The 24,108-nt window shown below is 40.8% G+C and carries 12 protein-coding genes; 10 read left to right on the forward strand and 2 right to left on the reverse strand.

All coding sequences use genetic code 11. From position 1 onward, the window contains the following. Positions 1–19: 19 nt before the first annotated feature. Positions 20–2,161: a S46 family peptidase gene (locus tag AB3G73_RS17865; protein WP_367745291.1), complete on the forward strand. Its 2,142-nt coding sequence runs from the start codon at positions 20–22 to the stop codon at positions 2,159–2,161. Between the two features lie 38 nt (positions 2,162–2,199). Here the strand turns inward: AB3G73_RS17865 and AB3G73_RS17870 are convergent, their stop codons facing one another. Then, positions 2,200–3,066 (reverse strand): DMT family transporter, encoded by an 867-nt coding sequence (locus tag AB3G73_RS17870; protein WP_367745292.1) that lies wholly within the window; start codon positions 3,064–3,066, stop codon positions 2,200–2,202. A gap of 193 nt (positions 3,067–3,259) precedes the next feature. Between AB3G73_RS17870 and AB3G73_RS17875 the strand changes: the two genes are divergently transcribed. Further along, positions 3,260–5,914 carry a glycoside hydrolase family 78 protein gene (locus tag AB3G73_RS17875; RefSeq protein WP_195649682.1) on the forward strand — a complete coding sequence of 885 codons (2,655 nt, stop codon included), beginning with the start codon at positions 3,260–3,262 and terminating at the stop codon, positions 5,912–5,914. A 708-nt stretch (positions 5,915–6,622) separates the two neighbouring features. Here AB3G73_RS17875 and AB3G73_RS17880 read toward each other — a convergent pair. Next, the gene (locus AB3G73_RS17880) at positions 6,623–10,681 is read right to left on the reverse strand and encodes a hybrid sensor histidine kinase/response regulator transcription factor (RefSeq protein WP_234131728.1); all 4,059 of its coding nucleotides are present in this window, start codon (positions 10,679–10,681) and stop codon (positions 6,623–6,625) included. Between the two features lie 331 nt (positions 10,682–11,012). On the opposite strand from AB3G73_RS17880, the gene AB3G73_RS17885 reads away from it, so the two are divergent. The 8 genes from AB3G73_RS17885 (at position 11,013) to AB3G73_RS17920 (ending at position 24,101) form a co-directional block, all read left to right on the forward strand. Further along, positions 11,013–12,158, forward strand: a complete 1,146-nt coding sequence (locus AB3G73_RS17885) for a glycoside hydrolase family 76 protein (protein ID WP_229128636.1) — start codon at positions 11,013–11,015, stop codon at positions 12,156–12,158. Between the two features lie 23 nt (positions 12,159–12,181). Further along, on the forward strand, positions 12,182–14,434 hold the full coding sequence (locus AB3G73_RS17890; RefSeq protein ID WP_258978944.1) for a hypothetical protein: 2,253 nt from the start codon (positions 12,182–12,184) through the stop codon (positions 14,432–14,434). A 45-nt stretch (positions 14,435–14,479) separates the two neighbouring features. Continuing rightward, complete coding sequence (locus AB3G73_RS17895; protein WP_367745442.1) at positions 14,480–16,021, forward strand: sulfatase; 1,542 nt, start codon at positions 14,480–14,482, stop codon at positions 16,019–16,021. 52 nt (positions 16,022–16,073) lie between these two features. Continuing rightward, a complete protein-coding gene (locus AB3G73_RS17900) occupies positions 16,074–18,086 on the forward strand; it encodes a glycoside hydrolase family 97 protein (RefSeq protein ID WP_234131726.1) in 2,013 nt (670 codons plus the stop codon). 38 nt (positions 18,087–18,124) lie between these two features. Continuing rightward, entirely contained in the window at positions 18,125–18,520 is a 396-nt protein-coding gene (locus AB3G73_RS17905) for a hypothetical protein (RefSeq protein ID WP_367745293.1), read from the forward strand. A gap of 30 nt (positions 18,521–18,550) precedes the next feature. Further along, positions 18,551–19,345 (forward strand): glycoside hydrolase family 76 protein, encoded by a 795-nt coding sequence (locus AB3G73_RS17910; RefSeq protein ID WP_367745443.1) that lies wholly within the window; start codon positions 18,551–18,553, stop codon positions 19,343–19,345. Between the two features lie 298 nt (positions 19,346–19,643). Beyond that, positions 19,644–20,984 carry an IPT/TIG domain-containing protein gene (locus AB3G73_RS17915; RefSeq protein ID WP_195649689.1) on the forward strand — a complete coding sequence of 447 codons (1,341 nt, stop codon included), beginning with the start codon at positions 19,644–19,646 and terminating at the stop codon, positions 20,982–20,984. A 24-nt stretch (positions 20,985–21,008) separates the two neighbouring features. Further along, the gene (locus tag AB3G73_RS17920) at positions 21,009–24,101 is read left to right on the forward strand and encodes a TonB-dependent receptor (protein ID WP_195649690.1); all 3,093 of its coding nucleotides are present in this window, start codon (positions 21,009–21,011) and stop codon (positions 24,099–24,101) included. Positions 24,102–24,108: the final 7 nt, after the last annotated feature.

Genomic DNA, 24,108 nt, shown 5'->3' on the forward strand with positions numbered 1-24,108 from the left:
TGAATCTAAAAATAATAATATGAAGTTCAGACTAACCGTCTTGATAGTCTTTTCTCTCTGTCTGTCGAATGTGTTTGCCGATGAGGGAATGTGGCTGTTGGGAAATCTCCGAAAGAATAAACAGACTGACCGGGTAATGAAAGAACTTGGTTTGCAGATGCCTGTAAATAAAATATATAATCCGAAGAAGCCATGTCTGGCAGATGCTGTTGTCAGCTTCGGAGGTTTCTGTTCGGGAGTGGTAGTTTCCGAAGACGGTCTGGTGTTTACCAATCATCATTGTGGTTTCAGCAGTATTCAGCAACATTCTTCAGTGGAACATGATTATCTGAAAGATGGATTCTTTGCACGTAGTCTTGAGGAAGAATTGCCGAATCCGGAATTGTATGTTCGTTTCCTGCTTCGTACGGAAGACGTTACCAAACGGGTATTGTCTGCCGCCCGGCATGCTAAAACGGAAACAGAGCGCCGTGTGGCTGTTGATTCGATTATGAATGTAATCAGTATGGAAGTCTCCGAAAAGGATTCTACATTGACTGGTATTGTAGATGCTTATTATGCAGGGAATGAATTCTGGCTTTCTGTTTATCGTGATTATAACGATGTCCGTCTGGTTTTTGCCCCTCCTTCTTCTGTCGGGAAGTTCGGATGGGATACGGATAATTGGATGTGGCCTCGGCACACGGGCGATTTCAGCGTATTTCGTATCTATGCTAATGCCAAGAATGGTCCGGCGGATTATTCTCCTGAAAACGTCCCCTATCATCCCGAATATGTAGCACCTATTTCTTTGGATGGATACAAAGAAGGTTCTTTCTGCATGACGCTTGGCTATCCGGGCAGTACGGAACGTTACCTTTCCTCGTATGGTATCGAAGAGATGATGAATGGAATCAATCAGGCAATGATTGATGTACGGGGAGCGAAACAAACCATCTGGAAACGGGAGATGGATCGTCGTCCGGATATCCGCATTAAGTATGCTTCAAAATACGATGAAAGCTCCAATTATTGGAAAAATAGCATCGGAACGAACAAAGCCATTAGGCATCTGAAAGTGCTGGAAAAGAAACGGGCGGCGGAAGCAGCGCTTCGTGACTGGATTCAGTCTCGTCCGGAAGAGAGAGAGAAACTGATTCGTTTATTCTCCTCTTTAGAATTGAGTTATAGCAATCGTCGGGAAACCAATCGTGCGTTAGCTTATTTCGGTGAATCGTTTATCAATGGTCCCGAGTTGGTGCAGCTTGCTCTTGAAATTCTCAATTTCGACTTTGAGGCGGAAGAGAAGCTAGTGATAACTCGCATGAAAAAGTTACTGGAGAAATATGATAATCTCGATCTTTCCATTGATAAGGAGGTTTTTGCTGCCATGCTTAAAGAGTATCAGTCGAAAGTGGATAAAAAGTTTCTGCCTGCTATGTATGAGAAGATAGATACGTTCTACAACGGGAATATTCAGACCTATGTAGATTCTTTGTATGCGACTTCCAATATAACGTCTCCTAAGGGCTTGAAACGCTTTCTGGAGCGAGATACTACGTACAATCTCATAGAGGATCCTGCTGTTTCCTTGAGTCTGGATCTGATCGTGAAGTATTATGAGATGAATCAGAGCATTTCCGAGGCTTCCGAGCAGATAGAGCAGGGGGAGCGTTTATTCAATGCTGCCATGCGCCGTATGTATGCCGAACGTAATTTCTATCCGGATGCCAATTCCACCATGCGACTTAGTTTCGGAACGGTTGGAGGATATACTCCCTTTGATGGAGCTACTTATGATTATTATACAACCGTGAAAGGCATCTTTGAGAAAGTGAAGGAACATGCCGGTGATATTGACTTTGCTGTCCAGCCGGAGTTGTTAAATCTGCTTTCCTCCGGTGATTTCGGAAGATATGCCAATGAACAGGGGGATATGAATGTTTGCTTTATCTCCAACAATGATATAACAGGAGGTAATTCCGGCAGTGCCATGTTCAATGCTAAAGGAGAATTGCTGGGGTTGGCTTTCGATGGCAACTGGGAAGCAATGAGTAGCGATATCGTATTCGAGCCTGATTTGCAGCGGTGTATCGGAGTGGACGTGCGGTATATGCTTTTTATTATGGAGAAATACGGTAAGGCGGGGAATCTTGTTCAGGAGTTGAACATTGCCCGGTAAATCAAGTAATGGGGGCAGTGCATTTTTCCCCCTCTCTTTTATCGTTTTAATATAATAACGATCACGGCGGCAATAATCAGTGCAATGCCTACACCGATGCTTGTGGTGAAGGCTTCTCCGAAAAGAAAGATTCCAACGCATACAGCAGTTACCGGCTCCATGGCTCCCAATACGGAAGTGAGTGTGGAGCCGATGCTTTTTACGGCTCTTACTAAAGCGAGGTTAGAAACTACGGTGGGGATTAAGGCCAGTAGGATCAAGTTGCCGGCAGTATGCCATTCGCTGATAGGTTGAAGTTGGCTGATAGATTCCGTTCCGATAAAAAGAAGAATACTCCCGAAAAGGAATACGTAGAAAGTAAGCAGTAAGCCTTTCATCTGTCCGATCTTTAGTTGGCTCATTGTAACGAGATAAAGCGCATATCCGAGTGCCGACAGAAGGACAATGAAAAGACCCATGAAAGAAAAGCCCCCCGTTTCTGTGTTTCCGCCGGATAAGAAATAGACTCCTGCTATTGCGGACGCAATGGCAGCGATCCGCCAGCCGGACTTCTTTTCTTTAAAAAAGAGCATCATGATTAGCGTGGTAAGCACCGGATACATGAAATGAATAGTGGTGGCAACTCCGCTGGCCATAAATTTATATCCCCAAAATAAGAATACTGCGGACATTAAATAAAGAAGTGAAAGAAAAAACAGCGAAGGAATGTCCTGTCGTTTGATACGAAATGACTGTCCGTTCATCAATAAAATCCCTCCCATTGCCAGACAGGCAAACAGGAACCGATAGAAAAGTATCGATTCAAATTGCATTCCCGCTTGCATGGCAGGAATGGTAAATAGAGGGATAAGTCCAAAAGAGGCCGATGAAAGCAGCCCATATAGCAAACCATTCACTTTATTCATAGTCAAGTATATTTCGGGTCGCAAAGATATAGCTTTTTTTGAGGTAAGTGTACCGTTCCGATTCATTTCCTATAAACTGATAAAGTAAGAGTATTGCAGCAAAATAACTTCCCTATGCGATATTTTTCGTAAATTAGCGCGCAATATGCTCTTTATGAGACGGAAAGAAAATACAGACTAATTTTTGAATAAAATGAAACGATTGACATTAGTATCGGGGCTACTCTTTTTAATGTTGCAAACAACATTTTCGCAGGTGCAGGTACCGGGCAATTGCAAACCCGTGAATTTGGCTTGCGATTATTTAGTGAATCCTCTGGGAGTGGATAATCCTGCTCCCCGGTTATCATGGATGTTGAATGATACCCGGAGAGGGGCACGACAAACAGCTTATCAAGTCATGGTGGGTAAAGACTCTCTTCAACTTGTTGCCGGAAAAGGAGATACTTGGGATTCAGGCAAAAAGAATACTGAAGAGATTCTAATTACTTATTCGGGCGAGGGCCTCACCCCATTCACCAAGTATTATTGGAAAGTGAATGTATGGGATCAGGATGGAATCCAATCTTCTTCGGATATCAATTGTTTTGAAACCGGAATGATGGGGATGGAGAACTGGCAGGGCGCCTGGATTGGGGATAACAGGGATATTAATTATCAACCTGCACCTTATTTCCGGAAAGTGTTTGATGCAAAGAAGAGTGTCCGGTCAGCAAGGGCATACATTGCCGTGGCAGGTTTGTATGAACTGTACATCAATGGCGAGAAAATAGGAAATCATAGACTGGACCCGCTATATACCCGGTTCGACAGACGTAATTTCTACGTAACTTATGACGTTACCCCTCAAATACAGAAGGGACGGAATGCGATTGGTGTATTGCTGGGTAATGGATGGTATAATCATCAGTCGATGGCTGTGTGGGATTTCCACCGTGCACCGTGGCGCAACCGCCCTGCTTTCTGTATGGATGTGCGGATTACGTATGAAGACGGTTCCGTTGAAGTGGTTTCTACAGAGCGCGACTGGAAAACTTCATCGGGGGCATTAGTCTTCAATAGTATTTATACAGCCGAACATTACGACGCCCGCCTGGAGCAAAAAGGTTGGAACACAGCGGACTTTGATGATTCCCAATGGAGTGGGGTAGGATATAGGGCTGTTCCTTCACTAAATGTAGTGTCTCAACAAGTGCAGCCGATCCGTGCGGTAGAAACAATTCCTGTAAAGACATGGAAAAAGCTCAATGACACAACGTATGTATTTGATTTTGCCCGTAATATGGCAGGTGTCACCCGCATCAAAGTATCCGGAGAAGAAGGAACTGTCGTGAGGTTGAAACATGGCGAGCGGTTGTATGACAACGGACGAGTGAATACGTCAAATATTGATGTGTATCACCGCCCGGTAGACAACTCCGATCCTTTCCAAACGGATATGCTGGTTTTGAGCGGGAAAGGAGAGGATGAGTTTATGGCACGATTCAATTATAAAGGTTTCAGATACGTGGAAGTAACAAGCAATAACCCCATTGTACTGAATGAAAATAGTCTGACTGCCTACTTTGTGCATAGTGATGTTCCGCAGAAAGGGACGATTCATACTTCGAATGCACTTATCAACCGTCTTTGGTGGGCTACGAATAATGCTTATTTATCCAACTTAATGGGTTATCCTACCGACTGTCCCCAGCGTGAGAAAAACGGATGGACGGGCGACGGTCACTTTGCTATTGAAACGGCATTGTACAATTATGACGGTATCACTGTCTACGAGAAATGGCTTGCCGACCACAGAGACGAGCAACAGCCCAATGGCGTATTACCTGACATTATCCCTACAGGAGGCTGGGGATATGGCACGGATAATGGGCTGGACTGGACGAGTACCATCGCCATCATTCCATGGAATATTTATATGTTTTACGGTGATAGTAAACTATTGGCGGACTGTTATGAGAACATCAAACGGTATGTAGACTATGTGGATCGTACTAGTCCAACCGGATTAACCTCGTGGGGAAGAGGAGACTGGGTGCCTGTTAAATCCCATTCTTCCAAGGAACTGACTTCTTCTGTCTATTTCTACGTGGATACCAAGATACTTGCCAATGCCGCAAAGATGTTTAATAAAACGGAAGATTACGAGTATTATTCTGCCCTTGCCGACAAGATAAAGAATGCGATTAATGATAAATTCTTGAATAGAGAAACGGGTATTTATGGTAGCGGAGTCCAGACAGAACAGAGCGTTCCCTTGCAATGGGGGATTGTTCCCGAAGAACTGAAGAGGAAAGTGGCCAGGAATCTTGCAAAACAGGTAGAGGCAGCCGGTTTTCATTTGGATGTAGGTGTGTTGGGAGCAAAAGCTATATTGAATGCGTTGAGTGAGAACGGTGAAGCCGAAACGGCTTATAAATTAGCCGTACAAGATACTTATCCATCATGGGGCTGTTGGATTGCCAATGGTGCTACCACCTTGCTGGAGAACTGGGATTTGAATGCAACGCGCGACATTTCAGACAATCATATGATGTTTGGTGAAATTGGCGGGTGGTTTTATAAAGGATTGGGCGGAATCTTCCCTGACCCCGAAAATCCCGGATTCAAACATATCCTCCTTCGCCCTAATTTCCCCAGTGGACTAAATCAGTTCGAAGCCAGACATCAATCGCCTTATGGTGAAATCTGTTCAAAATGGGAACGCAAAAAGAACCGTATTGTCTATCAGGTAACTGTCCCTGCAAATAGCACTGCTACCTTTTATGCACCCGACAATGTGGAGGGAGAACGTGTAGTAAAACTAGAAGCGGGAGAACATGTACTGGAATTGAAACTAAAACGTTAATGGAAAACAGTAAATCCCGGACCGATGTCTTTACATCGGTCCGGGATTTATCTTCTGTAATGTAGATTATGCGGATAAGTACAATGTTCAGTCTTATTCTTCTATTCACCTTTTTCACATCATGCTAAACCGTTTATTTTCAGATATCTCCTGTGAATGAACAGCACTGCTTGCTTTTTCACAGCCCTTCACACTCTTCACCGGATACAAATTTCCCGATATTGTATGTTGTCAAGCGATATCATTGACGTCATGCTTCTTCGATAAAAATGTCCTTTCTTAATGCAGATAAGTCGTCTCTTTCTCATTTGTTTAGCGTTTATCAATAGATAGTCGACTATAGTTGTCTTATAAGCCGACTGCAATTGACCTGTAAGACAACTGTAGTCGGCTGAATAGCTGACTATAGTCATCCATATACATGACTATCGTTTTATTTCACAGTGAAGGCTGTGAAGAACTGTGAAACTAGTACTCTCCGGTTTTGATTCACAGGAAATGGCTATCGGATAGAAACTTATCTTTCCGTGAAGAAAGTGAAAAGTGGAAATACAAAGTAAATAATAAGTATTGTAATATTACATCCATAAAATAACATCCTTGTATATCTATGTTCTGAATATAGCAGCCTTAAATTCATAAATCCAGACTATAAATTACAATGATAATAATAGTCGTCAAAGATTTCATGTCCAACATATTTTTTAATTACTCTCCCTGACTTTTATTTTTATCTTGAATCTTTTCTTTGAATTGGTTCTTATTTTCTTCTCTATATTGCCGGGGTGGTAATCCGAATTTCTGTGAGAATAGTTTGTAGAAGGTACTTCGATTATTGAATCCCGTTTTATCCATAATTTCATCAATAGAGAAATTTGAAGAGAAGAGCAATTGCTTGGCAGTCTCCAGTCGGTATTCCCGAATAATATCTGCCGGCGTTTTGTCCGTAATCTGTTTCAGTTTGCGATAGAACTGTCGGACACCACATTTAAGTTCGCTACTAAGTGTTTCTACTGACAGATTGGGATTGGCGATATTGCTGTTGATAATCTCCATCATGTTGTCAAAGAACTGTTTGTCTTCTTTATGCAGGAAGCGGCCATCATCCAGCTGGAAAGAACTGGCAATAGAACTATAATAGTTCTTTAAGTCTTCTTCCCTCTGTATTAGTCTTTGGACAATCTTTTTGAGATAGTTACTATTAAAAGGTTTCGTTATGTAGGCTTCAGCTCCCGCCTCTATTCCTTTAATTTGCTCTTCAGACTGATGGCGGGCAGATAGCAGGATGAGAGGTATATGACACCATACTTTGTTTTCTTTCACTTTTTGAGTAAATAGAATACCGTCTATATCCGGCATCATTACGTCGGATATAATCAAATCAGGTTGCTTTATCTCTAGTTGTTTCAAAGCATCTTCGGCATTGTTGAAAGAAAGTACATTATACGTATCTGCAAAAAGTTCGGATATAAACCACAACATTGAAGTGTCATCATCAATAATCATGACCGTTTGTTTATTGGCATCGAATGGTAAAGATGCCTGTCCGGGTACAGACAGGGATTCAAATGCCGGATTTTGTGTCAGATCATTGGGCTGGTATTCCACATGTTCTTCAGACAGTGGGAGATTGGGCAGAGTGACTGTGAAAGTCGTGATTTCGTTCGGAATGCTTGTCACTTCGATATTGCCGGAAAGGAGCTTTGTCATACTATGGCATATGGCCAGTCCCAATCCGCTTCGTGAGTAGATACTGGAAGTTTCAAAGTTATCCAGAATCTTATATCGGTCGAATATCTTATCCAGATTTTCTTTGGCAATTCCTTTTCCGGAATTAGAAACCGAAATATAGAGCTGTTCCTGTTCTACCTTAAGTTCTATAACAATGGAGCCATTATCCGGTGTATATTTAAATGCATTTGAGAGCAAATTGTTTACAATCTTGTTCAAGCAGCTTAAATCACTATTCCAGTCGATATTTTGCGTTATTTTTAACTGGTAGTTTATATTTCTACTTTCTGCCAGTTCATTAAATGAGGCAGCCATGTTCTGTATATTTTCAGACGCAGATAAACGGATGATGCTAAGTTGCTTGTGACCGGTTTCAAGTCGTCTGAATTCAATCAGCTCAAGGATTAATTCATTGAGCTTCTTTGCATTCTGTAGAATGATTTGCCCGTATTTCTGAATATATGGGTCGGTATTGGCATGAGATAGAATTTTCTCGCAAGGACCATAAATCAATGTGAGCGGGGTGCAAAACTCATGAGTGATATTGGTGAAGAAACGAAGTTTGGACTCGTAGATTTCTTCTTTCTTCTGAAGAGTTAAACGCTCCAGTATTGCATTCTGTTTCTTCCGGTATCGTTTAATACCCAGGAAAATCAGCCATATAGCTATGTTAATGATTAAGAGAATGTATCCCGTATATGCCCATCCTGTCATATACCACGGGGGAGTGATGTGTATGATGAGTGATTGAATATCACTTTCTTGGCCTGTAATATTGTTTTTGTATTTTACGAGCAAGGTATATTTCCCCGGAGCTAAATTGGAGAAGATGGCTTGATTGGATTTACCGTTTTTTATCCAATGATTACTTAGTTCTTCTATTTTATAGGAATATGTATAATTGTTGCCATGGATAAAATCAATCGCATTGAAAGAAATACAGAAGAAATTCTGATTATAATTTAAGGTAAGAGCTTCCGGCTGGCTATGTGTGTCCATGAAATTGTGAATATTGTATTCAGTTCCGAATATGGACAAATCGGTAAACTGAATAGCGGGAGAGTGAAGTTTGGGTTGGTATTGATTGATACTGATTGTAACAAACCCGTTCGTTCCCCCAAAAAAGAGTGTGCCGGTACATGGGTCTTTAAAGAAAGCACCATCACTGAATTCTCTGACAGCAAGCATTCCCTGTTGCTGATATATCTGAAAGTTCTTCTTTGTCGGGTCAAAACGAACTAATCCCTGGTTTGTACTAAGCCAAAGGTTCATTTGTTGATCTTCCAGAATCCCGTGGATTGTTTTACTGGGGAAAATATCTGTATCATTATAAAGCTGATACTTGCCGGATTGATAATGCAGTAGTCCTGCACTAGTGCCTAACCAGTATCCTTGGGAGTTTTTATGAATGGCAAAAATATCATTAATGGTTTGACTTGGGGCATTCTCCATGTAGTATGGCGTGATCTCTTCAGTCAGGGTATTAAGTCGGTAGGCTCCATATCCGCGATTACCAAACCAGATTGTCGAATCGTTTTCCTGATAAGAGGTAAAGAAATAGTTGGAGTTTGCCCGTCCTTCGTTCATTACTATCCGTTTGGCTTCCTTTACGACCGGATTTGTTCCGTCTGTCGAAAAAGATACCTTTATAATGCCTTCTCCCACTGTGGCAATCCACAATGTACTGTCGTTTATTTCATTGATAGAATGTATATATCTCACAGGTTTTCCGCTGGCAGTGACCGGAAAATTACGAATCTTCTTTTCTTTGTAAGAATAGTAGTCTATACCATTTTCCGTGCCAATCCATATTCTTTTCCATCGGCTGGGAGCAAAGCAATATACAGAGTTATTTCCCAATAGAGTATTGCCGGCAAATAATCGCTCAAAAGGAGACGAGTGTTGTGTGTGGGGGATATAGTTGGGGAAGCGTAGAATACCTCCTCCTTTTGTTCCCACCCATAAAGTCGATTCTTCGTCGTAGAATAGTGCCCGTACAGGATGGTTTACTTGATAAGTCGGAGTGTCCAATGCTGTGTTAGTGATTGTAAATGTGTCATTAAAGTACATATACAGTCCTTGTCCATCTGTTCCAATCCAGATAATATCTTGATATTTATCTTTTACCAGGCAGAAAATACCGGATTGGATGGCAATGTTTTCCAGTTGGTATTTATTTTTCTGGTCAGGCAGGTAGGTAAGTTTTACTAAACCGCTGCTTTTGAATCCGATATAGAAATCATTCTGTGACTTGACAATAGAGGAGATATCTCCGCGTTTTGTTATTTCGTCCGCTAAATCAAAGACATAATATAATCTTTGGTTTTGGAAGTTGTATTCATAAAGAGAGAGGGAATCGTCAATAAAAAAAGCCTGGTCTTTATCAGAAAAGGCCCATCGTAGTTCGATATTATTCTTGAAAATCGTATGTGGAATTAACTTGATTTCATCACCGCTTCTTTCTATTTGATAACTTTGCGTATTACCGTTAGAAGCAAATAACCATAACCTGTTATTGTTATCTATAGTCATTCCTAAGATATGATTTGGATTAAGTGCCTGAATTATCAGTGGCTTCACTTGTTTTTCTTTTTTCTGATAATAATAAATACTTCCGTTCTCTTTCAATATGAAAACATCATTTGTCTGGCTTGCGGCCAAACGAACATCCTTAAATTCCCTGAAGCTTTGGATCGTTTGTTCTTGAGTGTTCAGCCGGTCTAGCCCATAAGGTGTCTCTACCCATATGACTCCTTTCTCGGTTTCGATGATTTTATTTATCAGGTTGCCCGACAGGGTCTGGTTTCTATTGATTGGAGTATATTCATGAATAGAGGTACCATCGAAAATATTCAGTCCTTCACAAGTCCCTATCCATATCATTCCATTCTGTTCCTGACAAATGGACAAAACTGCACTATTGGATAATCCGTTTTTATTGGAGTATTGGTGTAAATTATAGGCAGAGGAAACTTGGACATGAAGAAGCATCGAAAATGCTAGAAGTAGTTTGAATAAACCTTTTTTACATTTCATTGTACTTATAGTATTGGAGTATATTTAGCATAGGATTGATTGTGACAAATGTACTAATTTTGTTGGATGAGACCTTTTTTTAAAGATAAAAAACATGAGAAAAATGACTTTTTTCGGGATGGAGTGTTGATGCTGGTTAGGCACATAAAAGATATTAGTATGCTTTTCTGTCATTTTTGTATTATTTTCTGTTATTCTGCTAATTATGGAATTTTCTGTCATGCATTTGTATAAACCCCACTTCTGCTTCTTCCTATATTTGCCGCATCAGAACATCTACAGAATACTAATGACTATGAAATTGATTCCTGTTTGGGGCACGTTGTTGTCCATGTTTCTATTGCTTGCCTGTTCTTCTCATCCTATTGAGCGGAACATTTGGTTAGAGAGGGCTGAGAAGACTTTTACCTCCCTTTATACCAATTATGCCATAGATACCACTTGTCTGCTTCACGAGAATTATCCTTCTGATACATATTATTCTATACCCAGTCTGGCGTCCGGCAGCCAGAGAGGCTTCAATCAATACGCTTATTTGTGGCCTTATTCAGGCGTATTCTCTGCGGGAGTTGCTCTATTGGAGGCGACAGGTGATAAAATCTATAAGGAACTTCTGGAAAACAGCATATTACCCGGCTTGGAAGCATATTACGACCGGAAAAGGGAACCTCATGCTTACTCTTCTTATATCTCAACAGCTCCGGTTTCCGACCGCTTTTATGATGATAACCTTTGGTTGGGTATTGATTTTATAGATCTCTATCGGCTGACTTGTGAACAACAATATTTGGAGAAAGCAAAGGCGATATGGAGGTTTGTAAAAAGTGGGACAGATGATAAATTAGGTGGTGGTATTTATTGGTGTGAACAGAGAAAAGATACTAAAAATACTTGCTCTAATGCTCCCGCTGCGGTATTAGCATTGAAAATATATCAGGAAACTCATGAAAGCATATACCTTAAAGAAGCCGAAAGACAATATGAATGGACAAAAGAAAAACTACAAGATACAACGGATTATCTCTATTTTGACCACATAGAGTTGGATGGAAAAATAGGAAAGGCGAAATTTGCATATAATAGCGGGCAAATGATGCAAGCTGCGGCATTATTGTTTGAGCTGACAGGCGATTCTGCTTATCTTACGGATGCCCGGAATATTGCGAAAGAGGCTTATTGCTACTTTTTTAATTATGTTACAACTCCTGATGAATCATCTGTTAAGCTAATCAGAAAGGGAGATATATGGTTCACTGCTATAATGCTTAGAGGCTATATTGAGTTGTATAAGCAAGATAAAAACAAGACATATCTGGACACTTTTAAGAAAAGTTTGGATTGTGCTTGGAAATATGCCCGTGAAGAGAATGGCTTGTTTAATGTCGACTTTAGTGGCAAAGAAAAGGAGAATCGCAAATGGTTATTGACACAAGCTGCCATTGTGGAGATGTACGCCCGCTTAGCTGCAATAAAATGAGATTTGATTATAGAATGAAAATTATGAGATACACTACTTTTTTTATCGCGTCGATTGCTACAGTTTGTTCTGTAGGACATTCTTATGCACAGTCTGATGGACTTATTTTTAAGAATGACAAGTATGCCTGGTATACAGATCGTATTGAACAGGGGGAGTTTACAGGTAAAGCACTGTCTCCTGTCCATCTATCTTCTAATTTTGAGGAGGAACGTACTAGGGATTTTAAAGGAGAATGGAAACCTAAGTATGACTTGGCTTTTTATCCCCAACTTCAAACTCCTTTTTTACTTGAGCATACATTGTATAATATGTCTTTGGATGAAATGGTCAATGCTATCGAACCGGATAGTACATTGCGCACGGGCTCCGGCTTTCCGGGAGTTTGGACACGTGATGTAAGCTATAGTATTATTTTGAGCATGGCTTATATGCAACCTAAAGTCTCGATGAACTGTTTGCTCCGGAAAGTAGACCGTTTCGGACGTATCATTCAGGATACGGGTACTGGAGGAAGTTGGCCCTGCAGTACCGACCGTATGATTTGGGCTGTTGCCGCTTGGGAGATCTATAAGGTGACGGGAAGCCGTGAGTGGTTGGAGAAAGTCTATCCGATTATCCGTAAATCAGTGGAAGATGATTATCTCACTGTCTATGATGAAAAGACAGGGCTGGTGATGGGCGAATCTTCATTTATTGATTGGAGAAATCAGAGTTATCCCCGTTGGATGCAACCTGTAGATATATTCCAATCGAAGTGTTTGGGAACTAATGCGGTGCATGTGGAAGCCCTCCGTGTTTTGAGTTGTATGGCAGGTAGGATGGGTGATACGGTGGCTGAAAAGAAATATGCCACGAGATCGAAGCAGGTTGCCGATGCGGTTAATCGTTATTTGTGGATGCCGGAGAAAGGTTATTATGCCCAGTTTTTGTACGGACGCAATTATAATATACTTTCTTCCAGAAGTGAATCATTAGGCGAGTCTTTAGCAATACTGTGGGGAATTGCGCCAGCCGGGAAACGTGCGGAAATTATCCGCAATGCTCCGGTCTGCGAGTTCGGAACACCGATTTTCTATCCGGAAATTCCCAATATACCTCCTTACCATAATAATGCCGTTTGGCCTTTTGTATCTTCTTATTGGATGCATGCTGCAGCTATGGCGGGGAATGAAGAGGCTGTTCTTCACGCGGTTGGAAGTATTTATCGTGCAGCTGCCTTATTTGTTACCAATAAGGAAAACTTTGTGCTAAGTACAGGTAACTATCGAGGTACGCAAATTAATTCAAGTAATATGCTATGGAGCTTGTCAGGAAACTTAAGCATTGTGTACAAGTTGTTGATGGGCATCCATTTTGATGACGAACAATTGTTGTTTAAGCCTTTCGTTCCGAAGGCGTTGACTGGCAGGCGTATACTAAAGAATTTTCCATACCGTAGTTCTACACTCGATATTGAGGTAGAGGGTCATGGAAATAAGATTAAAGCCTTTTATCTGGATGGAAAGAAGCAGAATCCGATAGTAGCCGGCACATTGACAGGACATCATGACGTGAAGATTGTCATGGCCAACAATGAACTCAAAAAGCAAGGTGTTAATTTGCAACCAGCTATTGCTTCTATCGAGACTCCGGTTATTAAACTGGAAGACTCGAATAAGATAGTTTGGAATAAAATAGAAAGTGCCGTTGCTTACCGGATTTTGAGAAATGGTAAGATATGTCAGCTTGTTGAGACAACTCATTATCGTTTGCCGGAGGATGCGTATGGTGAATATCAGGTAATCGCTGTTGCCGCAGATAAATATACGGCTTCATTTGCGAGTGAACCGATAGTAATTGAAGAGCATAGCACATACGAAGTAGAAGATTATGCACCAAAGTCAGAAAGGAAACACAAAGGATTCATGGGGACAGGCTTTGTCAACATTGACAAGAAAGAGAATACTATGATTGAAATTCCGGTATCAATTAAAGATGAAGGCCTTTATGCGATTGACTGGAGATACGCAAACGGCAATAATACCATTGCTGATGATAACCGTTGTGCTATTCGTTCCTTGTATGTAGATAATCACTTGTCGGGAGTTTCGATATTCCCACAGCGTGGGATGAATGCGTGGGAGAATTGGGGATGGAGCAATAGCCATCAGGTTCATCTGACACCTGGTGAACACACCATTTCACTTTCATTTGAACCTCATAATGAAAATATGAATATTAATGTCAATCAGGCACTGATAGATCAGTTGCGTTTGACGAGATTGAAAAAATAGAAGAACATGAATAACAAAATGAACCTTATTTGTGCATCTGTGCCGATGTTTTTTGTGCTGTCTGATGCCTCTGCACAGAAAGAAGTGCAGCAACGTCCTAATATCATCCACATTATGACGGATGATCATTCTTATCAAGCCATTAGTGCTTACGGACATCCGCTTTCCGTGCAGGCTCCGACTCCCAATCTGGATCGCTTGGCCTCTGAAGGTATGCTGTTCCGGCAAGCGTTTGTTGAGAACTCTTTGTCTACTCCCAGTCGTGCTTGCCTGATGACGGGGCTGTATAGCCATCAAAGCGGGCAACGTCGTCTGGATGCGGGCATTGACACTGCGCATGTATTTGTATCGGAGATACTTAAGGAGAATGGTTATGAAACCGGAGTAGTTGGTAAGTGGCACATGCGTTGTGAACCGAAGGGCTTTGATTACTATCATATCCTGTGGGATCAGGGTGAATACTATAATCCGGGTTTCAGGAGTAAAAAAACGAATGGAAAATATGTGAAAGAGAAAGGCTATGTAACCAACCTGATCACCGACCATGCCATTGAATTTCTGGAAGAAAGAGACAGGAATAAACCATTCTGCCTGTTTGTACACCACAAGGCTCCGCATCGGAACTGGATGCCTGATACGAAATATGTGGATTTATATGAAGAGGTAGAGTTTCCCTATCCGGCAACATTCAAAGATGATTATGCTACCCGTGGTGAGGCTGCGCGTAAGCAACAGATGAGCATATCCAAAGACCTTTCATTGGCATATGACCTGAAGGTGCGGGAGCTGGGCGACCGACCGGGATTGAAGGATGACTGGAGTATCCGGAGCATGGAGGGATCATTGAACCGCATGGATTCGGCAGACCGTAAGAAGTGGCTTGAAGCTTATGAACCCCGTAACCGGAAGTTTATCGAGCAAAACCTGCAGGGAGACGAATTGCTGAAGTGGAAATATCAGCGTTATATCAGAGATTATATGCGTTGTATCAAATCTGTTGATGAAGAAGTCGGACGATTGTTGGCTTATCTGGAGAAAGAGGGATTGATGGATAATACCATTATTGTTTATACTTCCGATCAGGGATTCTATATGGGTGAGCATGGCTGGTTTGACAAGCGTTTCATGTATGAAGAATCTTTCCGTACTCCGTTGATCATCCGCTATCCGACAAGGATTAAGGCTGGCACGGTATCTGATGCACTGGTTCAGAACATTGATTATGCTCCTACTTTTCTGGATATGGCAGGTATTGATAAACCGGATTTTATGGTAGGAACGTCATTGGCTCCTCTTTTCAAGAATAAGGGAAAGGCTCCTTCTGGCTGGCGTAAATATTTGTATTATCATTATTATGATTATCCGGCAGTGCATAATGTGCGCCGTCACGATGGGATACGTGACAGTCGTTATAAATTAATCCATTTCTACGGGAATGGGATTAACTACAATGAATTGTATGACTTAAAGGAAGATTCGAATGAATTACACAATTTGTATGGTAATCCGAAATATGATAAGGTGGCGGCACGCTTACAAAAGGAATTGGATAAAATCCGGACCGAACAGAAAGTCGATGAATTTTGAGTTAACCGTGCGCTCTTACAATACGATAATAAAATAATTAATAAGAAAGAAGATGAAAGTAAAAGTATTAAGCTTATTGTTATTGGCATTTTTTTATGTAAATTGTCTGCAGGCGGCTAATGATAAGAAGGTGTCGTCACCTGATGGTAGAAATACAATCGTATTCTCTTTGGATGCTGGCGGAACCCCGACTTATCAACTCCTTCGCGATGGTAAAATGTTGATTTCACCCTCTGTTTTGGGATTTATAGAGAAGAATAATATAAATCTGGCGAATGAGTTCAAACTCAGAAAGACAAGCTTTCATACAAAAGACGAGCATTGGACTCAGCCATGGGGAGAAAATAAATCCATGCGTGAGCATTATAATGAGTTGGCCGTTCACTTGAAGAATAGCAAAGTAAACCTGACAATTCGTTTTCGTGCTTTTAATGACGGAGTTGGTTTCCGTTATGAATATGATGTCCCAAGTGTCGATTCTCTTTTTGTAATGGATGAACTGACTACATTCAATATTGCTGAAGATGGTGTTTCGTGGTCTATTCCGGCTAACTTTGATACTTATGAAATATTGTATTCGGAAAAACCGGTCAGTGCCATTAAAGATGCCAACACACCAATGACTTTCAAGACAAATAGCGGTGTATATGGCAGTATTCATGAAGCGGCATTATACGACTTTCCCGAAATGACACTGCAACGTAGAGAAGGTACGAGTTTCAAGTCTAATCTGGCTCCTTGGCCCGATGGAGTGAAAGTGAAGAAACCGAATCATTTTACTACTGCATGGAGAACATTGCAGATTGGCGATAAAGCTGTGGACTTAATTAATTCGGGACTGATTCTGAACCTGAATCCTCCCTGTCAGTTGGAAACCACCGACTGGATTGAACCGATGAAATACGTAGGTGTATGGTGGGGAATGCATGTTGGTGTAGAAACTTGGACGATGGGCGACCGACATGGAGCTACTACAGAGAATGCCAAAAAATATATTGACTTTGCATCTAAAAATGGCATCCGGGGTGTTTTGTTTGAAGGTTGGAATGATGGTTGGCAGAATTGGGGCGGTAATCAACGTTTTGAATATACGAAACCTTTTGCAGATTTCGATATAGAAGAAATCACTCGTTATGCAAAAGAACGTGGAGTGACTGTTATCGGTCATCATGAGACAGGAGGGAACATCCCTTATTATGAAGCTCAAATGGAGAAAGCTTATAAGTGGTATAAAGACTTGGGGATTATCAATGTGAAGACCGGATATGCGGGTGGTTTCCCCAATCATCTCAGTCATCACGGACAATATGGCGTGAATCATTATCAGAAAGTAGTAGAACTGGCGGCTGCCCATCACATGACTATTAATGCGCACGAACCGATCAAAGACACTGGTATTCGCAGAACATGGCCAAACATGATGTCAAGAGAAGGAGCCCGTGGGATGGAGTGGAACGGCTGGAGTGAAGGTAATCCGCCTTCTCATCACGTGATATTACCCTTTACGCGTTTATTGGGAGGGCCGATGGACTATACTCCGGGAACTTTTGATATATTGTTGGAGAAAAGTAAAAGTTCACCCAAACATAAAAAATGGCATGGACTTGATAAAGGGAATAGCCGCGTAAATACTACATTAGCCAAACAATTGGCAAACTGGGTTATTTTATATTCACCGGTACAGATGGCATCTGACCTCATTGATAACTACGACGGGCATCCGGCGTTTCAATTCTTTCGTGATTTTGATGCCGATTGTGATTGGTCGAAAGCTTTGGATGGGGAACCGGGGAAGTTTGTTGTTATTGTGCGGAAGGCTGATGACAAGTACTTTTTGGGCGCAGCTACCAATGAGGAGGCGAGAACAGTTCATATTAAGCTGGATTTTCTGGAACCTTATCGGTCTTATAAAGCTATTATTTATGCAGATACGGAGAAAACCGACTGGAAGACCAACCCGACAGAATATAGAATTTACGAAAAGGCGGTTACTTCCGAGGACGAATTGGATATAGTAATGGCAAAAGGTGGAGGGCAAGCAATAACTTTCCTTAAAATGAAATAAGAGAATCTACTGATAAAAACATATTTAAATTGAAAAACATGAAGAGATTATTTTGGGCATTTGCTGTAATTACTTTTTCGTTAATAGCATGTAGTAACGAAAATGAGGGAGCATCCTTTCCTGATGAAAATGAAAATAACGCTGAAACAAAGACTCCTGAAGAGATATGGGCTGCGGCTTCCGATAGCTGTATTTCAGTCTTGATAGATCAATTTATGGATAAAGAGAAAGGAACATTCTGGGCTGCTGTTCAGAATAAACTTCCAGGCAGGACGCAATATCTTTATTGGCAACAGGCGCACGCCATGGATGTGTTGGTATATGCTTACGAACGTATTAAGGATAAAGACCCTGAACGGGCTGCAACTTATGAGAATTACTTCAAGTTATGGTTTGAGAACCATGCCAATAATTGGTATGATTGGAGGGGGTAGGGAGATGAGACGGGCTTCCTGAATGAGTTTATAGATGATATGGCTTGGATTTCGTCGACAATGTTGCATATGACGGAGGCAACGGGCGATGATACCTATTTCAATATGGCCAAGAAGATTTATGATACACATATGGTCACCCAGGGCAAGGAAGATGAGAAAGGTTGGGCGTTGCCATGGAAAACGACTAGTCCCGCTGATAAGGATACTCGTTATATTTGTACGAATGCTCCGGCTTGTGTTGTAGCCTGCAAGCTCTATATGAAAACAAAAGAACCTAAGTATCTTGAAGATGCCCAGAAGCTATATGACTTTATCACTGCAAACCTGATGCTCCCGGATGGTAGAGTGGAGGAACCTCCATTGACGTATACTCAAGGTACATTTGCTGAAGCTGCCCGTTTACTTTATCATATTACTGAACAACGTAGTTATTTGAAGAAAGCGGAGACGGCAGTAGTATATACCATTTCCAGTAGTCGTTGCGTTGACAAAGGGTTATTGAGAAATGAAGGGAGTCTTGATGCAGATGACGGATTAATCTTTAAAGCGGTATTCATTCCTTATGCAGTTAATTTAGTGTTGGATGAATCGACTTCTTACAGGACTCGTGAGGAAGTGAGAAATTTCTTGCTTCATAATGCTAAAACTCTATGGTTCGAACACATGAATCGTGACTTGTGGCCCGAGATGTATTGCGGTCCTTATTGGGGAAATACCTATTCGGTGAAAAGTGATGAAAAGAATGGAACTGCTTATATGTGTGCTCATGCAAGCGGAGCTTCTTTGCTTGAGAATGTGACCCGTATGTTGAGTACCCGCTAAAGACTGAAAAAGGAAATATCATTAATTTAATCAGGCAGTGAAAGAAACTTGGATAGTGTCATGGAGGCATATATTATGGTAATGATATGTCAATGAATGTTGCTGTTTAGTTTATACATTTCGATTAAAGTCTGCTTTTCTGTCTTTTTTGTGTTGTTTTCTGTTTTTCTGTTAGACGTGGAAATTTCTGTCATGCTTTTATAAAAGCATCCCTAATCCTTCTATTTATATTTGTGCCGTTAAATATGGCGGACATAGTGTTTGACGATAAAGTTAATCAATTATATCTTTTAAAATTATGGGAAACAAAATCATGGAAAAACTTAAGAGTTTCAGTTTTCTATTTTTAGGTTGTCTTCTTTGTATCTATGGTTGCAAAGATGACGCTAAAGGTGAAGAATTTGATCCTTCTAAGCCGGTTGTGATTGACCGTTTTTATCCTGAATCTAGCAAAGGTCAGGGTGAACTATTTATTTATGGTGAGAATTTCGGAACCGATATTTCGAAGATCAATGTAACAGTGTCTGGGAAAAAAGCTATTGTAATTGGATCTAACGGACATTGTATCTATTGTGTAGTGCCGATTCGTGCCGGTGACGGTAAGGTTAGTGTACGAATAGGTAATACTGAAGAACATGTTTTCGATAAGGAATTCAAATATGAATATCAACTACGCGTGGGGACTTTATGCGGCTTTACAGATAAAGATGGTAAAACTGCGCGTGTGGACGGAACTCTTAAAGAGGCACAGTTTGAGGCTCCTTATTGGTTGGAAATAGACGATAATGGTGATCTGTTTCTACTTGAAAATAATCGGTCTGTACGTAGAATCTCAATTGATGGAGATAAGGTTTCTACCTTGCTTGTAGGAGGGCAGGGACAAGGAATTAGTAGTATGCATTCCATGTGCTTTTCTCCAACAAAAGATACGTTATTAGTGGCTAATCAGGTGCAAGGAGATGACAATGGAAAAGCCGTTGTCATGCTGTTTAAGGATAAGGGATACAGTGGTGCAGTGGGGAGCTATGGAGTATTAGCCAAAGGAAAAGGATGCGATGCTGTTGCTATGCATCCGCAGGATGGAACTTGTTTCTTTACTCAACGCGCTGACGGTTATGTTTATAAGTTGGACGATCCCGTAACAGGAAAAAAATCCCAGCATGTGACTGATGGTAATTCAGATATGTATTATGCGATGCAATTTCATCCAAGTGGAGACTTTGTTTATCTTACAGCTGAAAATAAGCATGTTGTGTTTAAATCAACTTACAATCGTGAAACTCGTTCGCTAAGTAAGCCTCTTCTACTTTGCGGTGCAAGACGTAATGATGAATATAATGTACAGTGGAGCGATGGGGTAGGAGAAGCAGCAAAATTTTCACAACCCCGTCAGGGAACTTTTGATGAAGAAGGTAATTTCTATGTATGTGACAGATACAATCATTGTATCCGAAAAATATCTCCGGAAGGTAAGGTTGAGACTTTTGCAGGGAGACCGAATGAAAAAGGGTATGCAGATGGCGAATTAACAAAAGCTCAATTTAATCAACCGAGTGGAATTGTGTATGTCAAAGAGACCAAGACATTTTATATTGCAGATGAGAACAACTATCGAATCCGCACGATAACTGCAGAATAATACTCATGAAAAACATTATAGGAAATGAAAAAATATTTATTAATTCTGGTAACTTTAATTCTGACTTTTCCGCTGGATATTATAGCTCAGGAGGAGACAATAAATGTGACAGGTATTGTAAGGGATAGTCAGGGAGAACTCCTTGTGGGAGTTAATATTGTTGTAAAAGATCGCCCTGGTTTTGGAACAGTGACAGATATAAACGGTAAATATAGAATAAAGGTCAGTCCTTATTCAACTCTATTGTTTACTTACATTGGTTATGATAAGGTGGAGGTCGGCGTAAAAACAAAGACGGAGATTAATGTGACAATGAAAGAAACTTCGAATACTGCATTGGATGAGGTTGTCATTACTGGTACCGGTATTCAGAAGAAAGCAACACTGACAGGTGCTGTCACTTCGGTGGATGTCGCAGATTTGAGTTCTAATTCGACTACTAGCATTACCAATGCATTAGCGGGTAACGTAGCTGGAGTTATTGCCATGCAATCTTCCGGTGAACCAGGGGCTACTTCAGAGTTTTGGATTCGTGGTATTTCTACTTTCGGTGCTAATTCTGGTGCGTTGGTGCTAGTTGATGGATTTGAACGTGACCTGAATGAAATTAGTGTAGAAGACATTCAATCATTCTCTGTATTAAAAGATGCGTCTGCTACTGCTATCTATGGTTCAAAGGGTGCTAATGGGGTAGTGCTGATTACAACAAAACGCGGAAATCTTGGTAAAGTCAATGTTAATGTGAAGTTGCAGAGTACCTATAACACACGCACCCGCACTCCGGAGTTTGTTGACGGATATACTTATGCTCAAATGTTGAATGAGGCTCGTACTACCCGGAATCTTGAGCCTGCTTATACTCTTAATGAACTGGAAATAATCAACCAAAAGGTAGATCCGGATTTGTACCCGAATGTGGATTGGCAGGATGTTTTATTGAAGGATGGTGCTATGACATATAAGGCTTCTTTAAACTTGAGTGGTGGTAGTACTTCGGCCCGCTACTTTGTTTCTGCCAGTTATGCGGATGAGCAAGGTATGTATAAGACAGATAAAGCATTTAGTAAAGAATATAATACAAATGCAGATGCTAAACGTTGGACATACCGTATGAATGTGGACATTAATTTAACCAAATTAACTTTGTTGAAAGTAGGATTGTCTGGTTCATTGAAAAAGTACAATACTCCAGGATTGGCAGATAATATATGGAGCTCATTGGTGGGACAAAATCCTGTTAGTATTCCGGTGATGTATTCGGATGGATCAGTACCTGTTTATTCAGCTTTCGACTCTGTAGAAGGAGACCGTATGAATCCTTGGGTACTGGCCACCCAGACTGGATACAGGGAAAAGTGGGAAAATACAATTCAGACAAATGTAACATTGGAGCAGGACCTGAAATTCATTACCAAAGGGATGAAATTTATTGGTCGTTTTGGATTCGATACTGAAAACAAAAATTCTATCAATCGTATTCGTAAGCCGGAGCAGTATCGTGCGGAGCGTCATCGGGATGCAAATGGTGGTTTGATAATGAATCGTATTGTGAAAGAACAGGTAATGACGCAATCATCTAATGCAGAAGGAATACGCTTGCAGAATTTTGAGGCAGAATTGCATTATAATCGTTCTTTTGCTAAATACCATGATGTAGGCGCCATGCTGAAATATACGCAGCGAGAAGAAATACAAACAGTCGGTACTGACAGTGATATAATGAAAGGTATATCTAAACGCAATCAAGGATTAGCCGGGCGTTTTACCTATTCTTATAAATATCGTTATTTCATAGAAGCGAATTTTGGTTACACAGGTAGTGAGAATTTTGCGACCGGAAATCAGTTTGGATTTTTCCCGGCTATCTCCGGTGGATGGAATATTGCGGAAGAGAGTTTTATAAAAGACAATCTGAAATGGGTAGATATGTTTAAGATTCGCTATTCATATGGTGTGGTTGGTAATGACCGTGTAGGTACCCGTTTCCCTTATTTGAGTTCTTTCGGTGATAGTAATGGTTTTAATTTTGGTGATTATGGAAGTGGTAATAGTTATAATGGATTGCATTATGATCAAATTGCTTCTAATAACTTAACATGGGAAGTTGCTAAAAAGCATGACTTGGGTTTTGATATGGCTTTCTTAAATAATCGCCTCACGGCAACGATTGATTTATATAAAGATACTCGTGAAGATATTTATATGCAGCGCAAACATCTTGCCAATATAGTAGGTGTAACTAGTCAACCGTATGCAAATGTCGGTAAAATGGAGTCTATAGGTATAGACGGGAATTTTTCTTACCGACAGAAGATAGGGAAAGTACAGTTAACGGTAAGAGGCAACATGACTCTGACCAAAAACGAGATGAAGGCTTATGACGAAGAAGCACAAGAATATTCTTATAGAAAAACTGAAGGGTTCCGATATAATCAGGCGCGCGGTTTGATTGCTTTGGGATTATTTAAAGATTGGGATGACATTCGTAATAGTCCGAAGCAAGAATTCGGAGATTATGCTCCGGGTGATATCAAATATAAAGATGTGAATGGTGATGGTGTGATATCTGATTTGGATAAAGTACCTATCGGAGCTACTCGTATTCCTAACTTAATATATGGTATGGGTATTTCTTTGCAGTGGCGTGGATTTGATATTAATGTTCATTTTCAGGGAGCAGGTAAATCTTCTTATTTCATCAATGGACCTACGGTTTTTGCCTTTAACAAAGGCGAGTGGGGAAATATTCTGACTGATATGGCAGAACCGGGAAATCGTTGGATTGCAGCAGAAATATCGGGTGATCCGGCAACAGAGAATCCAAATGCTAAATATCCTCGTCTAAGTTATGGGGGGAATGCCAATAATTATCGTGAGTCTACTTTTTGGCTTCGTAATGGAGCATATTTACGCTTTAAAACACTGGAAATAGGTTATTCTATACCAAAAACATGGGTTAATAAACTGCGTATGGATAATGCACGTATTTTCTTTCTGGGCAATAACCTGTTTGTATGGGATAGTCTTAAGTTGTGGGACCCGGAACTTGCAAGTGGTAATGGAATGAAATATCCAATTGCATGTACTTACTCATTAGGATTGACTGTTAACTTCTAATATTAAA

The sequence above is a fragment of the Bacteroides sp. L008 genome (assembly GCF_040812255.1).
In the GTDB taxonomy this organism is placed as follows: Bacteria; Bacteroidota; Bacteroidia; order Bacteroidales; family Bacteroidaceae; genus Bacteroides; species Bacteroides vicugnae.

What these genes read in the sequence shown, in the direction of transcription:
- AB3G73_RS17885 (WP_229128636.1), top strand. Translation starts at nt 11,013, where the DNA reads ATGTTTCTATTGCTTGCCTGTTCTTCTCATCCTATTGAGCGGAACATT.
- AB3G73_RS17920 (WP_195649690.1), top strand. Translation starts at nt 21,009, where the DNA reads ATGAAAAAATATTTATTAATTCTGGTAACTTTAATTCTGACTTTTCCG.
- AB3G73_RS17905 (WP_367745293.1), top strand. Translation starts at nt 18,125, where the DNA reads ATGAAGAGATTATTTTGGGCATTTGCTGTAATTACTTTTTCGTTAATA.
- AB3G73_RS17915 (WP_195649689.1), top strand. Translation starts at nt 19,644, where the DNA reads ATGGGAAACAAAATCATGGAAAAACTTAAGAGTTTCAGTTTTCTATTT.
- AB3G73_RS17900 (WP_234131726.1), top strand. Translation starts at nt 16,074, where the DNA reads ATGAAAGTAAAAGTATTAAGCTTATTGTTATTGGCATTTTTTTATGTA.
- AB3G73_RS17895 (WP_367745442.1), top strand. Translation starts at nt 14,480, where the DNA reads ATGTTTTTTGTGCTGTCTGATGCCTCTGCACAGAAAGAAGTGCAGCAA.
- AB3G73_RS17870 (WP_367745292.1), bottom strand. Translation starts at nt 3,066, where the DNA reads ATGAATAAAGTGAATGGTTTGCTATATGGGCTGCTTTCATCGGCCTCT.
- AB3G73_RS17865 (WP_367745291.1), top strand. Translation starts at nt 20, where the DNA reads ATGAAGTTCAGACTAACCGTCTTGATAGTCTTTTCTCTCTGTCTGTCG.
- AB3G73_RS17880 (WP_234131728.1), bottom strand. Translation starts at nt 10,681, where the DNA reads ATGAAATGTAAAAAAGGTTTATTCAAACTACTTCTAGCATTTTCGATG.
- AB3G73_RS17875 (WP_195649682.1), top strand. Translation starts at nt 3,260, where the DNA reads ATGAAACGATTGACATTAGTATCGGGGCTACTCTTTTTAATGTTGCAA.
- AB3G73_RS17890 (WP_258978944.1), top strand. Translation starts at nt 12,182, where the DNA reads ATGAGATACACTACTTTTTTTATCGCGTCGATTGCTACAGTTTGTTCT.